At 71.5% G+C, this 14,430-nt stretch carries 11 protein-coding genes and 1 tRNA gene; 5 read left to right on the top strand and 7 right to left on the bottom strand.

Features of this window, described 5'->3' with window-relative positions:
• Window positions 1-62: 62 nt before the first annotated feature.
• From lysS to CXR44_RS14605, 3 genes are all read right to left on the bottom strand, one after another.
• On the bottom strand, window positions 63-1,691 hold the full coding sequence (lysS, locus tag CXR44_RS14615; RefSeq protein ID WP_245899144.1) for a lysine--tRNA ligase: 1,629 nt from the start codon (window positions 1,689-1,691) through the stop codon (window positions 63-65).
• A 73-nt stretch (window positions 1,692-1,764) separates the two neighbouring features.
• Window positions 1,765-2,889: a PP2C family protein-serine/threonine phosphatase gene (locus CXR44_RS14610; RefSeq protein WP_101786542.1), complete on the bottom strand. Its 1,125-nt coding sequence runs from the start codon at window positions 2,887-2,889 to the stop codon at window positions 1,765-1,767.
• A 4-nt stretch (window positions 2,890-2,893) separates the two neighbouring features.
• Window positions 2,894-3,685: an alpha/beta fold hydrolase gene (locus tag CXR44_RS14605; RefSeq protein WP_101786622.1), complete on the bottom strand. Its 792-nt coding sequence runs from the start codon at window positions 3,683-3,685 to the stop codon at window positions 2,894-2,896.
• Window positions 3,686-3,963: 278 nt separating this feature from the next.
• Between CXR44_RS14605 and CXR44_RS14600 the strand changes: the two genes are divergently transcribed.
• Both CXR44_RS14600 and CXR44_RS14595 read left to right on the top strand, forming a co-directional pair.
• Window positions 3,964-5,922, top strand: coding sequence for a glycoside hydrolase family 71 protein (locus tag CXR44_RS14600; protein WP_101786541.1), 1,959 nt, complete (start codon window positions 3,964-3,966; stop codon window positions 5,920-5,922).
• Window positions 5,923-5,977: 55 nt separating this feature from the next.
• Complete coding sequence (locus tag CXR44_RS14595) at window positions 5,978-6,904, top strand: MBL fold metallo-hydrolase (RefSeq protein WP_101786540.1); 927 nt, start codon at window positions 5,978-5,980, stop codon at window positions 6,902-6,904.
• A gap of 195 nt (window positions 6,905-7,099) precedes the next feature.
• Here the strand turns inward: CXR44_RS14595 and CXR44_RS14590 are convergent, their stop codons facing one another.
• The 3 genes from CXR44_RS14590 to CXR44_RS14580 are packed head-to-tail and all read right to left on the bottom strand — an operon-like array spanning window position 7,100 to window position 10,907.
• Window positions 7,100-9,424: a xanthine dehydrogenase family protein molybdopterin-binding subunit gene (locus CXR44_RS14590; protein WP_245899143.1), complete on the bottom strand. Its 2,325-nt coding sequence runs from the start codon at window positions 9,422-9,424 to the stop codon at window positions 7,100-7,102.
• Window positions 9,421-10,398, bottom strand: coding sequence for an FAD binding domain-containing protein (locus CXR44_RS14585; protein WP_101786539.1), 978 nt, complete (start codon window positions 10,396-10,398; stop codon window positions 9,421-9,423). Before CXR44_RS14585 ends, CXR44_RS14590 begins: the two co-directional genes overlap by 4 nt.
• Entirely contained in the window at window positions 10,395-10,907 is a 513-nt protein-coding gene (locus CXR44_RS14580) for a 2Fe-2S iron-sulfur cluster-binding protein (protein WP_101786538.1), read from the bottom strand. The genes CXR44_RS14585 and CXR44_RS14580 overlap by 4 nt, the downstream gene beginning before the upstream one ends.
• Window positions 10,908-11,033: 126 nt before the next feature.
• On the opposite strand from CXR44_RS14580, the gene CXR44_RS14575 reads away from it, so the two are divergent.
• From CXR44_RS14575 to CXR44_RS14565, 3 genes are all read left to right on the top strand, one after another.
• Window positions 11,034-12,200 (top strand): DUF418 domain-containing protein, encoded by a 1,167-nt coding sequence (locus tag CXR44_RS14575; RefSeq protein ID WP_245899142.1) that lies wholly within the window; start codon window positions 11,034-11,036, stop codon window positions 12,198-12,200.
• A 102-nt stretch (window positions 12,201-12,302) separates the two neighbouring features.
• On the top strand, window positions 12,303-12,863 hold the full coding sequence (locus tag CXR44_RS14570) for a TetR/AcrR family transcriptional regulator (RefSeq protein WP_245899141.1): 561 nt from the start codon (window positions 12,303-12,305) through the stop codon (window positions 12,861-12,863).
• Window positions 12,864-12,956: 93 nt separating this feature from the next.
• Window positions 12,957-14,159 (top strand): cytochrome P450, encoded by a 1,203-nt coding sequence (locus CXR44_RS14565; protein ID WP_101786536.1) that lies wholly within the window; start codon window positions 12,957-12,959, stop codon window positions 14,157-14,159.
• Window positions 14,160-14,310: 151 nt separating this feature from the next.
• On the opposite strand, the gene CXR44_RS14560 is transcribed toward CXR44_RS14565, so the two are convergent.
• Window positions 14,311-14,384 (bottom strand) — tRNA-Pro (locus CXR44_RS14560).
• Window positions 14,385-14,430 lie beyond the last annotated feature (46 nt).

Below are 14,430 nucleotides of genomic sequence, written 5' to 3'. Positions count from 1 at the left end.
CCCGGCCGCCTCCGGCAGGGCTGCCGGAGGCGGCCACCACCTCCCGCACGACCTCGTACGGCCTACCGGCCCACCAGCTTGCGCACCCGGTCGGCGCCCACGGCCAGCAGCAGCGTCGGCAGCCGCGGTCCGGTCTCGCGCCCCACGAGCAGCCGGTAGAGCAGGGCGAAGAACGCGCGCTGGGCCGCCTTCACCTCGGGTGTCGGCTTGGCGTCGGCGGGCAGCCCCGCCAGCAGCTTCGGCACCCCGTACACCAGCGTGGTCAGCCCGTCGAGCGACCAGTGCTCGTCGAGGCCGTCGGCGAGCAGCCGCAGCGCCTCGCGGTCGTCCTCGCCGAGCGAGCCGAGCAGTCCGTCGTCCGGCGCGTCCAGCACGCGGGTGCGCTGGTCGGCGGGAAGCTGCGTGTCCACCCAGCGCTGCGCGCGGTCCAGCCGCGGCCGGGCCTCCTCCAGCGAGCCGATCGCGTCGAGGTCGCCCAGGATGCGCAGCGTCTGCTCGGCGTCACCGGTCGTGATGTCCACGATCGAGGCCAGAGTCCGGTACGGCAGGGCCCGCTCCGTGCCGGTCAGCGGCCCCTCGGCCGTGCGGGTCGCCCGCTCGTACGCGGCCAGCTCGGCCGGCTGCGCCGTGCCGTCGGCGACCTTGCGGCCGAGCGCGTCCCACTCGTCGTACAGCCGGTGGATCTCCTGGTCGAAGGCCACCTTGAACGACTGGGACGGCTTGCGCCTGGCGTACAGCCAGCGCAGCACCGGCGCCTCCATGATCTCCAGGGCGTCGGCCGGGGTCGGCACGTCGCCCTTCGAACTGCTCATCTTCGCCATCCCGGTGATGCCGACGAAGGCGTACATGGGGCCGATCGGCTGCTCGCCGCCGAACACCTCGCGCACGATCCGCTCGCCGACCACCCAGGCCGAGCCCGGCGAGTGGTGGTCCACGCCCGACGGCTCGAACACCACCCCCTCGTACGCCCAGCGCATCGGCCAGTCGACCTTCCACACCAGCTTGCCGCGGTCGTGCTCGGCCAGCCGCACGGTCTCGCCGAAGCCGCAGGCGCAGGTGTAGGCCAGCTCGGTGGTGTCGTCGTCGTAGGCGGTGACCGTGGTCGAGTCGCGCTCGCACAGCTCGCAGTAGGGCCGATAAGGGAAGTACGGCTTCGGCGGCGGGGCGTCGCCGGTCTGCTTGGTGCGGTACCGGGCGAGGACGGCGTCGATCCGCTCGCGCTCGCGCATGGCCACCAGGATCTGCTCCCGGTAGGCGCCCGAGGTGTACTGCTCGGTCTGGCTGATGCCGTGGTAGGTGACGCCCAGCTCCTCCAGCGCGGCGGTCATCGGGGCCTTGAAGTGCTCGGCCCAGGTGCGGTGGGGGCTGCCGGGCGGCGCGGGCACGGACGTGAGCGGCTTGCCGATGTGCTCCGCCCACGACGGGTCCACCCCCGCGGGCACCTTGCGGAACCGGTCGTAGTCGTCCCACGACAGCAGGTGCAGGCAGTCGAGGCCGCGCCGCCGGATCTCGTCGGCCACCAGGTGCGGCGTCATCACCTCGCGCAGGTTGCCCAGGTGGATCGGCCCGGACGGGCTCAGCCCGGACGCGCAGACGACGGGTTTGCCCGGGGCCCGGCGCTCCGCGTCGGCGATCACGTCGTCGGCGAACCTGGCGACCCAGTCGGAGTCCACACTGTCTGCTGCCATCATCGCGCCATTGTCGCGGGTCCGGCGCGCCCGGGCGAACACGACGTCCCCTCGGGCGGCCGGGGACGGCACGCGATCAGCGCGCCCCCGCCTTGACGACCACGACGGCCACGTCGTCGGCGAGCACGTCCGACTGGAAGGCGGAGACCTCTCCGACGAGACGCTCGGCGATGCCGGCCGCGTCCTCGTCGCGGGCCGCGAGCAGCGCCCGCTCCATCCGCCGCTCCCCGAAGAACTCCCGGCCGCGCTGCGCGTCGGTCACGCCGTCGGTGTAGAAGACGACCGCCTCGCCCGGCCGGACGTCCACGGTGACGTCGACCAGGTGCGGCGCCGGCAGGATGCCCAGCAGCGTCCCGGGGACGCCGAGCCGGCGCGAGCCCGAGGGGGTGAGGTGCACGGGTGGTGGGTGGCCGCCCAGGGCGAGCGTCACCCGGCAGCCGCCGGGCGAGATCGTCAGCTGCGCGTGGACGGCCGTGAGGAACCGCTCGGAGCCCCGGTCGATGACGGCCTGGTTCAGCGCGGACAGCACCGCCGACGGTGTGCTCCCGTGCGCCGAGGCGGCGCGCAGGCTGTAGCGGGCCAGGCTCGTCACCACGGCCGCCTGCGCGCCCTTGCCCTCCACGTCGCCGAGGACCACGGCCCAGCCGCCCGCCGTCTCGTACACGTCGTAGAAGTCGCCGCCGACCTCCTCGCCGCGCCCGGCGGGCCGGTAGACGCCGGCCACGTCGATGCCCGCGATGGCGGGCATGGCGGGCGGGATGAAACTCGTCTGCAACACCCGGGCCAGCTCGTGGGCCTCCCGCCGCGCCTGCTCGGCCTGTTGCCGCGCCCGCAGCAGCTCGCGCTCGTAGCCGCGCCGGTCCGTGGCGGCGAAGACGCAGATCCAGACCTCCTCGCCCTTCACCACGGCGTTCAGCAGCACGGGAAGCCGCCCGCCGGCCGCGCGGCGGAAGTCCACCGCGATCTCCCGGGCGGACGACTGCAGGGCGAGCAGCGGCGCGAAGTGGGTCTCGTAGAAGATCCGGTCGCCCACGACGAGCAGCTCCTGGACCCGTACGCGGCCGACCAGGTCCTCGGCGCGGTGCCCGGTCAGCTCGACGAAGGTGCGGTTGACCCGCCGCAGCGTGCCGTCGGGCCCGGTGACGAGGAAGCCGCACGGCGCGTCCTCGAACAGCTCCTCGAACTCACCTGTCACGTCCATGGGATCACAGGAACGACCGGATCGCCGCGATCGTCTCCTCGGGAGCGCTGAGGTTGGGGCAGTGACCGGTCGCGCGCATCATCACCAGCCGGCTGCCGGGGATCGCCGCGTGGACGTAGCGGCCGACCGGCTCGGGGGCGATCACGTCGTCCGCGCACTGCAGGATCAGCGTCGGGGTGCCGCACCTGGCGAGGTCGGCGCGGTTGTCGGACAGGAACGTCACCTGGGCGAACCGCCGGGCGATCTGCGGGTCGGTGCGGCAGAAGCTGTTGGTCAGCTCCTCGCCGAGCGCCGGCCGATCGGCGTTGCCCATGATGACCGGTGCCATCTCGCTGGACCAGCCGAGGTAGTTGCTGTCGAGGGACTCCAGGAGTTCCTCGATGTCCTGGGCGCTGAACCCGCCCGTGTAGCCGTCGTCGTCGATGTAGCGCGGCGACGGCCCGACGAGCACCAGCTTGCCGAACCTCTCCGGCTCGGCGTTGGCGGCCAGCACGCCGATGAGCGCGCTCACGGAGTGGCCGACGAGGACGACGTCGGTGAGGTCCAGCTCGTGGCAGATGTCGAGGACGTCCTGCGCGTACCCGTCGAGGGTGGAGTAGCGCTCGGGGGAGTAGGCGGACAGGTCGGACCGGCCCATGCCCACGTAGTCGAAGAGCACGACCCGATGGTCGTCCTCGAAGGCGGGGGCGACCAGGCGCCACATGTTCTGGTCGCAACCGAACCCGTGGGCGAACATCACCGGCCTGCCGTCCGGTCGCCCGGAGACGTTGACATGGTTGCGCACCGTCACAGTCATCATCCCGAGAATAGCCGGGCGAATCCCCCCAAACGCCTCACGTCGCGGGCAAGCGTCCACCACGGCACGGCCGCCTCTGGGCAAAGCAGCCCCTGGCCCTCCGGCGCCGAGGTCACCTGCGGAATTCGCGCCGACCGGAAATGGCATCGTTCCAGAAAGGATGATCTATCCGAAATGCCCGGCCCGGCTGCGGATCCTGCTCCATCCTTGGCTGTGCAGAACGGCTCCGCCGCCTACCCCTGGGCGGGCCGAGCCGTACCGAGTGCCAAGGGAGTTCCATGGTCAACCGATATCTGGCGCCGCTGGCCGGGGTGGTGCTCCTCGCCACGCTGGGGACCGCCGCCGTCGCCCCGCCGGCGCAGGCGTCCGCCGCCGCCCCCGTGAGCCTGACCTTCGCCGCCGCGGACGACGTGTTCGTCAGCCAGGCCGAGCCCGCCAAGAGCTTCGCCACCGCCACGTGGATGAGCGTCTGCGGCACCGGGTGCGGGAGTACGGCCACAGGGCAACGCATCGCCCTGACCCGCTTCAAGGTCACCGGTGTCCCGGCGGACGCCGAGGACGTCAAGGTCACGCTGGACGTCGTCCCGGCCAGGACGACGGACACCACCCTCTCCGTCCGCCAGGCGACAGGCTCCTGGACGGAGGCCGCCACGACCTGGGACACTCGGCCGACGATCGGCGCGACGGCCGTCACCTCGCACACCGGCTTCACGGCAGGCACGACGGCCAGGCTGGACGTCTCGTCGGCCGTCAAGGGCGACGGCACCTACGCGTTCGCCCTCACCGGAGCCGACGCCACCACGACCGTCCTGATGTCCTCGCGCGAGACCGGGAACCGCGGACCGAAACTCACGGTCACCTACACCGGGGGAACGGGCGGCGAGCAGACCGACGGGCCGCTGCCCTTCACCCTGGCCGGCAAGGCGGCGCTGCGGGCCTCGGCAAGGAAGGTGTTCGCGCACTACTTCACCCCCTACCCGCTCTCGCTCGACAACCAGGCGCCGGCGACCGACTACTACGCCAGGAACTACCTCAAGCCGGAAGGCGAGAGCGGCAAGCACGCCGCCTACGGCGGGTTGCTGCGGGACCGGCCGCTGGGACGCGACCCGATCGCGGTCGACTACACGGTGGCCGACTTCAAGGCCGAGGTGAGACAGGCCATCGCCGCCGGCCTGGACGGCTTCACCGTCGACATCCTCTCCGTGACCAGCGCGCACTGGACCCGGGTGCAGAACCTCGTCAAGGCGGCCGAAGCCGTCGACCCCGGCTTCAAGATCGTGCTCATGCCCGACACGAACGGGCTCGCCTCGGTCGACAGCGCCACCCTCGCCGCCGCCATGGCCAAGCTCGCCGCCTCCACGTCGGTCTACCGGCTCGCCGACAACCGCCTGGTGGTCGCCCCCTTCAAGGCCGAGGGGCGCACGGCCGCCTGGTGGTCCGACTGGATGAAGACAATGGAGACGAAGCACGGCATCAAGGTCGCCCTCGTCCCCTGCTTCCTCGACTTCAACAAGCATCGCGACGCCTTCGCCCCGATCAGCTACGGCTTCTCCAACTGGGGCAACCGCAACCCCGCCGCCAACGCCGGCCTGGGCACCAACATCGACCGGGCCCACGGCATGGGCAAGATCTGGATGCAGCCGGTGTCCGTCCAGGACGAGCGCCCGAACCAGGGCGTCTTCGACGAGGCCGGCAACACCGAGAACCTCCGGGCCACCTGGAAGGGCGCGATCGACGGCAAGGCGGACTGGGTCCAGCTCACCACCTGGAACGACTACTCGGAGAACACCCAGTTCGCCCCCTCCAGGAACGCGGGCTGGACCTATCTGGACATCAACGCCTACTACCTGACCTGCTACAAGCTCGGCTGCCCGAAGATCACGAACGACGTGGCGTACCTGACCCACAGGATCCAGCCCGTCGCGGCCCAGCCGACGTACCAGCAGACCAAGCTCATGAAGCTGCGCGGTGGCAGCACGGCGGCCCGTGACACGGTCGAGGTGCTCACCATGCTCACCGCGCCGGGCAAGGTGTCGGTCACCATCGGCGGCACGACCCAGAGCTACGACGCGCCTGCCGGAGTGTCCGCCAGGACGTTCCGGCTCCAGGCCGGCGCCGCCTCGGCCACGGTCACCCGGAGCTCCGCCCAGGTGGCGAAGGTGGTCTCGCCGTACACGATCACCGCGACGCCGTACGTGCAGGACCTGCACTACCGGGCGGCGTCCAGCGGACGCTGACCGGGGGACCAAATAACAGAATGCCGGTCGTGCTCCGGACGGATAGCCTCTCACCATGATCATCCGTCCGGAGCGCCTGGAACGCGGACATCCCTTCCGGCAGTGGAAGACATGGGAACTCCCCGGCACCCGGTTGTCTCTCACCGGCTACTCCCGCGCCAACGACAAGACCTTCTTCCACGTCCCCGAACTGAAGCTCGCCCTGGACGCCGGCCTGGTCGAAGGCCGTCAGGTCGACACGGTGCTGCTGACGCACACGCATCTGGACCACTCCAAGGACCTCGACTTCCTGGCGACACGACCGACCGGAGTCGACATCCACGTGCCCGAGGAGGCCTTGCCGTACGTCCGCCACTACCTGCGCGCCACCACCGAACTGAACCAGGTCGCCGCCTTCGACCCGGCCCTCGCGACGGAGGCGCGGGTGCACGGGGTGCGGCCGGGCCAGGAGTTCGCCTTCGGCAGGCACAGGTCGCACACGGTCCGGGTCGTGGAGACCGAGCACAAGGTGCCCAGCGTCGGCTACGCCGTCGCCGAGAACCGGCGAGCCCTGCTTCCGGAGATGGAGGAGCTCAAGGCGACGCTCGACCCCGCCGAGTTCGGCCGCCTCATCGCCGGCCGGCGCAGGGAGGGCATCGCGGTGGACCAGCAGGTCCGGCGGCCGCTGTTCGCCTACCTCGGTGACACCCACGCCGACGCCCTCGGGCGCAGCCCCTGGATCTTCGACTATCCGGTCGTCATCACCGAATGCACCTATCTGGACGATGCCGAACTGGAGCGTGCCCAGCGCGTCGGCCACACCGTGTGGAGCCGGCTCAGGCCGTACGTCCAGGCGCACCCGGACACCCTGTTCGTGCTGACCCATTTCAGCCTGCGCCACTCGGACCGGGAGGTCCTCGACTTCTTCGCACGCGAGAACCTGGCGAACGTGCTGGTGTGGGCCCACCCCGACAGCCACCTGCCCGAACAGCACCAACACTGACCAGCCCGCCGGCGGCGGCCAGGACGCCCCGCGGAAGCAGCCATGCCCAGCGCGCCGGCAGGCGCCGGCCGTCGAGGGTCGCCGCAGTGAAGCGGGAGACGGTTCCTTCGGTGGCGGGGGACATCGACGCTGCCTTTCTCGCACTGCCTGTGGCCCGGGTCGTGCCGCTGCGCGGGGTGTCCCCTGATCGCTGGTTCACCGCACGCCCAGGCGGCCGTCGTGCTGAAGCAGCTTGTCGGCGGTGATGGGGAGGTCCCGGACGCGTGTGCCGGTGGCGTGGTGAATCGCGTTGGCGATGGCCGCGGCCACGCCCACGATGCCCAGCTCGCCGATGCCCTTGGCGCCGAGCGGCGTCTGCGGGTCGGGCACGTCCACGAAGCGCACCTCGATGTCGGGCACGTCGGCGTGGGTGGGAATGTGGTAGTCGGCGAGACCGGCGTTGACGATGCGGCCGGAGCGCTCGTCGAGCAGCGTCTCCTCCATGAGCGCCATGCCGATGCCCTGGATGATGCCGCCGCGCATCTGGCTGGCCGCCTGCCTGGGCGAGACGATGCGGCCACCGTCGAACGCGCCGACCCAGCGCGAGACGCGCACCTCGCCGGTGTCCTCGTCCACCCGCACCTCCGCGAAGTGGGCGCCGTAGGTGCTGGTGCCCCTTTTGACGGTCTGGTACGGCACGGCCGACCTGCCGGTCACCTCGACGTGTTCTCTCCCGGCGCGCTCCAGGATGCGCCAGTAGGTCTCCCCCCGGCCGCCTGTGGTGAAGATGCCCTCGTCACGCGTCTCCACCTCGTCGGGCCGGCGCCCGGCCAGCGGGGAGTCGGTGCCCTTGGCCAGCGTGAGCAGCTCGCGGACCAGGCGGTCACGGGCGTTCCAGATGGCGGAGGCGAGGGTGGTGGTGGCGGCCGAAGCACCCGGGATGCGGGTCCGGGCCACGTCCGAGTCGCCCTGCAGGAACCGGATCCTGTCCATGGGCACCCCGAGACGCTGGGCCGCCGCCTGGGTCTGGGCGGTGGAGGTGCCGGCGCCCAACTCGTTCGTGCTGCTGTGGATGGTGACGGTGCCGTCGGCGTGGAGCCGGAGCCGCACGGCCGCGACGAGCACGGCGTCGGGGTTGATCGCGGCGGCCATGCCCTGGCCCACGAGCCAGTGCCCGTCCCGGGTGGCGCGCGGCGCCGGGGAGCGCTCGTCCCAGCGGAACGCCTCCGCGCCGAGCCGGTACGCCTCGCGCAGGTGGCGGCTGGTGAACCGGCGGCCGGAGACCGGGTCGCGGGCGGGTTCGTTGCGCAGCCGCAGTTCGAGCGGGTCCAGGCCGAGCCGGCAGGCGAGCTCGTCCATGGCCGATTCGAGCGCGAACGATCCCGGGGTCACACCGGGTCCGCGGAAGAAGGCGTTCTGGATGCGGTCCACCCGGGCCACCCGCTGGTGGACGGCGAGGTTGGGGGTGGCGTACAGGTGGCGTGAGGGAACGATGGCGGCCTCGGCGAACTCGTCCGTCGTGCAGGTGGACAGCGCGTCGTGGACGATGGCGGTCAGCCGCCCGCCGGTGTCGGCGGCCAGCGTGACCCGGCTCCGCGTGGGCGCCCTGCCGCCGGTCATGTGGAACGTGTGCGCGCGGGACAGCACGAGCTTGACCGGGCGGCCCGCGAGTCCGGCGGCGGCCACGGTGAGCGCCACGTGCGGCCAGGCCGTGGTCTTGCCGCCGAACCCGCCGCCGATGTACGGCGCCAGCACGTGCACCCGCTCCGGCGGCAGGCCGAACTTCTTGGCGAGCATCTCCTTCACCCCGTAGGGATACTGCGAGGTGTCGTGCACGGTGAGGTCGTCGCCGTCCCAGGCGGCCACGGTGGCGTGGAGTTCGAGCGCGTTGTGATGTTCGGGCGGCGTGGTGTAGACGCCCCGTACGACGACCGCCGCGTCCGCCAGGGCGGCGTGCGGGGCGCCGACCACGGTCTTCGACTCCTCCAGCACCGAATGGGCCGGCGTGTGGGCGGCCTCGTCCGACATCGTCACGACGGCGGGTTCGGCCGCGTAGCTCACCTCGACCAGCCGGGCCGCGTGCTCGGCCTGCTCCTGGGTCTCGGCCACGACGACCGCGACCGGCTGGCCGTGCCAGAAGACCCGGTCCGTGTTCATGATCGGCAGAGTCATGGCGGCGGCCGCGACGGGGGACCTGAGCGTGGAGTACGCCCCGGTGGGCTTCATCGGCGGCGCGTTCTCGTGCGTCATCACCAGCACCACGCCGGGCGCGGCGAGCGCCCGGGAGGAGTCGACGGCGGTGATGCGGCCCTTGGCGATCGAGCTGGGCACGGTGACCGCGTAGGCGAGCCGCGCCGGGACGCGATCGGCGGTGTACCGGATGCCGCCGGACACCTTCGCCGGGCCGTCCAGCCGGGCGATGTCGCGGCCGATCTCGCCGGGCCGGCCGGACAGCGGATCGTGCCGGCCGTCGGGCAGGAGTGCGGACACCCTGCCCACGGCTCGCATGGCGAGGCTGAAACCGCGTGCGGCGACGTTCATGATTGACCTGCCAGTTCGACGAGAGTGCGCCGGACCAGCCGCCGGGCCAGCTCGGCCTTGAAGGCGTTGTGGTCGAGCGGACGCGCCTCGGCGACCGCGGCCGCGGCGGCCCGATCGAACGCCGCCTCGTCCGCCGCCGCGCCGACCAGCTGCTCCTCGGCCGAGTAGGCGCGCCACGGCTTGTGCGCCACCCCGCCGAGCGCGATGCGGGCGGCCACGGTCCTGCCGTGCCGGACGTCCAGCAGAACGGCCAGGCTCACCAGGGCGAACGCGTAGCTGGCGCGATCGCGGACCTTGACGTAGTCCCCGTGCCAGGGCCGCTCCGGCGGCAGGTCCACGCTCGTGATCAGATCGCCGTTCCGTAGCACGGTCTCGACGTGCGGTGTCCCGCCCGGCAGGAGGTGGAAGCCGGTGACCGGGACGCTGCGCTCGCCGTCGGGACCGGTGAGGTTCACGGTCGCGTCCAGGGCGGCCAGGGCCACGCACATGTCGGAGGGATGCACGGCGACGCAGTTCGGGCTCGCGCCCAGGATGGCGTGCGTGCGGTTGAACCCGCCGAGCGCGTCGCACCCCGCGCCGGGCTCCCGCTTGTTGCAGGCGGCGGTGAGGTCGTAGAAGTAGCGGCAGCGGGTGCGCTGCACGAGGTTGCCGCCGACCGTCGCCCGGTTGCGCAGCTGCGGCGAGGCGCCTTTCAGCAGGGCCCGCGCGAGCACGGGGTAGCGGCGGCGGACCCGGTCGTCGGCGGCGACGTGGGCGTTGCGGGCCAGCGCCCCCAGACGCAGCCCGCCGCCCGGCAGGGGCTCGATGGCGGACAGCGGCAGGCGGGAGATGTCGACGACCCGCTCGGGCCGCTCCACCTCCTCACGCATGAGGTCGAACAGGTTCGTCCCACCGGCCAGGTACTTCCCCTGAGGGCCCGCCAGCTCGACCGCCTCGGCCACGTCCGCCGCTCGCAGGTAGGCGAACTCCCTCACGTCCGGGTCACCTCCCTGATGGCGGCCACGATGCCGTTGTAGGCGCCGCACCTGCACAGATTGCCCGCCATCCGCTCCCTGATCTCGACGTCGGTGAGCGGCGCGGGCCCGGTCAGGTCCTCGGTCACGGCGCTCGGCCGGCCGGCGCGGTGTTCGGCCAGCATGGCGACGACGGAGCAGATCTGCCCGGAGGTGCAGTAGCCGCACTGGAGCCCGTCGTGCGCCAGGAACGCGTCCTGCACCCTGGTTCCCAGCTCGTCGTTCGCCATGGCCTCGATGGTGACGATCTCCATGCCGTCGCACTGGACGGCAGGGGTCAGGCAGGAGTTGATCCGCTCGCCGTCGGCGAGAACCGTGCAGGCCCCGCAGGCGCCCTGGTCGCAGCCCTTCTTCGTGCCGGTCAGGCCGAGATGCTCGCGCAGGCAGTCGAGCAGGGTGACACGGGGATCCAGGGACAGGTCATGCGCCTGTCCGTTCACATGCAGCCGGACCGGGATGTGGCCGCTCATCGACACCTCCTATGTCGTACACCCATGTACGACTTAGCGGCCACCATACCCTAGCGGTGTATGCACGGTGACGGGCCGCCGGAGGCGCATTCGGGACCGACGTCCTGGCTCATTACGGTTGATCACGTGGTGAACCATTCGATCCCGGCGTCCACCGCCCGTGATGGCGTGCTCGACAGCTCCGGCCGGGTCCCGGCCCCTGATCTGGCCCGCGGCTTCATGCTGCTGGCCATAGCGTTCGCGCACGCGCCGCTGTTCGTGCTCACCCTCGACCGAGGGAATCCCGTGGCCAACGGCGTGATCAACGTGTTCCACAACCTCTTCGTCAACAACCACGCGCGCCCGCTGTTCGCCTTCCTGTTCGGCTACTCGTTGGTCCAGTTGCTGAACCGGCGGATGGAACGCGGTGACGACTGGGTGACGACTCGCAGGTTGCTGCGCCGCCGGGGATGGTGGCTCGTCGGGATCGGTTTCGTCCACATGGCGGTGCTCGCCCCCATCGACATCCTGGCCGCGTACGGGCTCAGCGCCGTCCTGCTCGTCGGCCTGCTGCGCGCCAAGGACGCGACCCTGTTGTGGACGGCGGGAATCGGTCTGGTCCCGGCGACGGCCCTGGCGGGCTTCGCCACGTGGTACCCGATGGCGCACGACAACTCGCCCTACGGCGCGGGAAGCATCGCCGCCGGGGCCGACGGCGCCTGGGCGTTGCTCGCCGAGCGCCTCCAGGTCTGGCCCTTCGCCCTGGTCACCGGAGTCCTCATGGTCGTTCCCGGTGTGCTCGTCGGCGTGTGGGCGGCGCGCCGGCGGCTGCTGGACGAGCCGGACCGCCATCGCCGGTACCTGCGCAACGCCGCGATCGTCACGCTTTCGCTGTCCGTCATCGGCGCACTCCCCGCCGGCCTGGTGCAGCTCGGAGTGTGGGCCGAGCCGCCGGCGGGCGCCCTGTGGTTCGCGGCGCTCGCACAGCCGCTCACCGGATACGCGGGCGGGATCGGCATGGCCGCCGTCATCGGGCTGATCGCGATACCGGCCGGCCGGCGGCCGAACCGATTCACCACCGCCATCCAGGCGCTCGGCCGGCGCTCGATGAGCCTCTATCTCTTCCAGTCCGTGGTGTTCGTCCTAGTCTTCTACCCGTACGGGCTCGCGTTGCAGGACGACCTCGGGTTGGCCGGCGCCACGGGGGTGGCCGCGGCGACCTGGGCGGTGTCCGTCGCTCTGGCCGAGCTCATGCGCCGAGCCGGTTACCGGGGTCCTGCGGAGATCCTGCTGCGCCGCCTCGCCTACCGATGAGGCGCGGCCCGGCGCCGGAGCTCCTTGCCCTCGCCGGGGCCTCGTGGGGTCCGAAGGGGCGCTCTGCCGCCCGGCTTTCGGGCCTGGGCCTACACTCGGTGCGTGTCCCGCAGAGAAGAGATCGCCGACGTGGCGATCACCGTACTCGCCGCGGAGGGCATGCGCGGTCTGACCCATCGCACCGTCGACAGGGCGGCCGGTCTGCCCGAAGGCTCGACCTCGTACTACTTCAGGACGCGCCAGGCGCTGCTGCAGGCCACGGTGCACCGGCTCGCGGAGGGCACCGCCGCCGACCTGGCGGCACTGAGGGAGGCCTCGGGCTCCGATCTCGAAGGCCTGGTCGAGGCGGTGGCGACCGTGGTCGGGCAGTGGCTCACCACCGGCCGCGATCGCCAGCTCGCCCGGTACGAGCTGTCGCTCGAGGCGGTCAGGCGGCCTGAGCTGCATCGCGTGCTCATGGCGAGCGGCGACCACCTGCGCGAGATGATCACCGAACTGCTGGCCTCCGCCGGCGTGCCCGACGCCCACCGGCACGCCGTCGACCTCATCGCCTTCCTCGACGGGGTGGTCTTCGACCGTCTCGTCGGCATGGGGGCGCGCGCCGACGCCCCCGACCTGCGCGCCACGATACGCATGCTGCTGGCCGCCGCCACCCGATCCTGAGGCTCGCAGGGCCCCCGCGGGGCCGGTTGCCTCAGCGACCCTCTACTGACGTAGAGTCTCTACATCTGTAGAGGACGTATGAGGGAGCTGCCCATGTCCGAGGCTTCGTTCACCCCTGTCACCTTTCCCACCGAGCGCCCTTCCCCCTTCGACCCTCCCGAGGTGCTTGGTCGCTGGCGGGACGAGGCGCCCGTCCGCCCTCTCCACTATCCCGACGGCCACCAGGGCTGGCTGGTGACCGGCTTCTCGGCGGCCAAGGCGGTGCTGACGGATCCGCGTTTCAGCAGCCTGCTGCAGAACCTGCACTGGCCGATCCGCTGGGAGGGGCTCGAGCCGGAGAACTTCGTCCAGCCGCCCGGTTTCTTCATGCAGATGGATCCGCCCGACCACTCCCGCTTCAGGAAGCAGCTGGCCGCGCAGTTCACCGTTCGCAGGATGCGGCAGCTGGAGCCGCGGATCGAGCGGATCACCGAGGAGGTCCTGGACGCCATGGAGCGAGGTGGGGCGCCCGCGGACCTGATCCAGGAGTTCGCCCTGCCGATCCCCTCCCTCGTCATCTGCGAGCTGCTCGGCGTGCCGTACGCCGACAGGGAGCGCTTCCAGTGCGACTCCGCGACCGCGCTGAGAGTCGGGTCGACCAGGGAGGAGGTCGGCGCGGCGACCGGATCGATGATGGGCTACCTGTACGAACTGGTCGCAAGGAAGCGGGCGGAACCGGCTGACGACCTGCTCAGCGGCCTCATGTCCGGCGGCGATCTCTCTCCTGAGGAGATCGCGGGGGCGGGGCTGCTGCTCCTGGTCGCAGGGCACGAGACCACGGCCAACATGCTCGGGCTCGGCACGTTCGCCCTGCTGAGCGACCCGGGGCAGCTCGCGGCCCTGCGGTCGGAGCCGTCACTGATCGAAGGGGCCGTCGAGGAGCTGCTCCGCTATCTGGCCGTCACGCACCTTGGGCCGCTCAGGGCCGCTCTCGAGGACGTCGAGATCGCCGGTCAGACGATCAGGAAGGGACAGGTGGTCACGATCTCGGTGCCGGCGGCCAACCGCGACCCCGAACGGTTCGCCGACCCGGAGACCTTCGACGTCACCCGCCCCCCGACCGTGGGCCACCTGACCTTCGGGCACGGCATCCACCAGTGCCTCGGTCAGCAGCTCGCCAGGATCGAGATGCGCGTGGCCTTCCCCGCGCTGTTCCGGCGCTTCCCCGGCTTGCGGCTGGCGGTGCCGCCCGAGGAGGTGCCGATGCGTACGGACATGAGCATCTACGGCGCGCACCGGCTGCCGGTCACCTGGTAGCCCTGTCCGGCCGTTCCCGCCCGGACCGGGCGGGAACGTGCGCCCACGCCACGAACCCGATCTTCGACGACAAGGGTCCAGGTGCGATGGCAGAAACGGAAAAGGGCCCGACCCGCTCAGCGGATCAAGCCCTCTACCTGGTCAAACTGTGTCGGGGTGGCGGGATTTGAACCCACGACCTCTTCGTCCCGAACGAAGCGCGCTGCCAAGCTGCGCTACACCCCGGTGCACGCCGTCTTGCTCGTGCTTGGGAAAGTCTAGCGGACTTCGG

Origin of the sequence: Nonomuraea indica (assembly GCF_002850745.1) — a bacterium.
GTDB classification, from domain to species: Bacteria; Actinomycetota; Actinomycetes; order Streptosporangiales; family Streptosporangiaceae; genus Nonomuraea; species Nonomuraea indica.
The sequence above is the reverse complement of the archived record's forward strand: the minus strand, read 5'-3'. Positions and strand labels throughout refer to the sequence as shown.

Excerpts from the sequence above, each read along its gene's own strand:
- lysS (WP_245899144.1), bottom strand. The coding sequence starts at position 1,691 with ATGATGGCAGCAGACAGTGTGGACTCCGACTGGGTCGCCAGGTTCGCC.
- CXR44_RS14610 (WP_101786542.1), bottom strand. The coding sequence starts at position 2,889 with ATGGACGTGACAGGTGAGTTCGAGGAGCTGTTCGAGGACGCGCCGTGC.
- CXR44_RS14605 (WP_101786622.1), bottom strand. The coding sequence starts at position 3,685 with ATGACTGTGACGGTGCGCAACCATGTCAACGTCTCCGGGCGACCGGAC.
- CXR44_RS14600 (WP_101786541.1), top strand. The coding sequence starts at position 3,964 with ATGGTCAACCGATATCTGGCGCCGCTGGCCGGGGTGGTGCTCCTCGCC.
- CXR44_RS14595 (WP_101786540.1), top strand. The coding sequence starts at position 5,978 with ATGATCATCCGTCCGGAGCGCCTGGAACGCGGACATCCCTTCCGGCAG.
- CXR44_RS14590 (WP_245899143.1), bottom strand. The coding sequence starts at position 9,424 with ATGAACGTCGCCGCACGCGGTTTCAGCCTCGCCATGCGAGCCGTGGGC.
- CXR44_RS14580 (WP_101786538.1), bottom strand. The coding sequence starts at position 10,907 with ATGAGCGGCCACATCCCGGTCCGGCTGCATGTGAACGGACAGGCGCAT.
- CXR44_RS14565 (WP_101786536.1), top strand. The coding sequence starts at position 12,957 with ATGTCCGAGGCTTCGTTCACCCCTGTCACCTTTCCCACCGAGCGCCCT.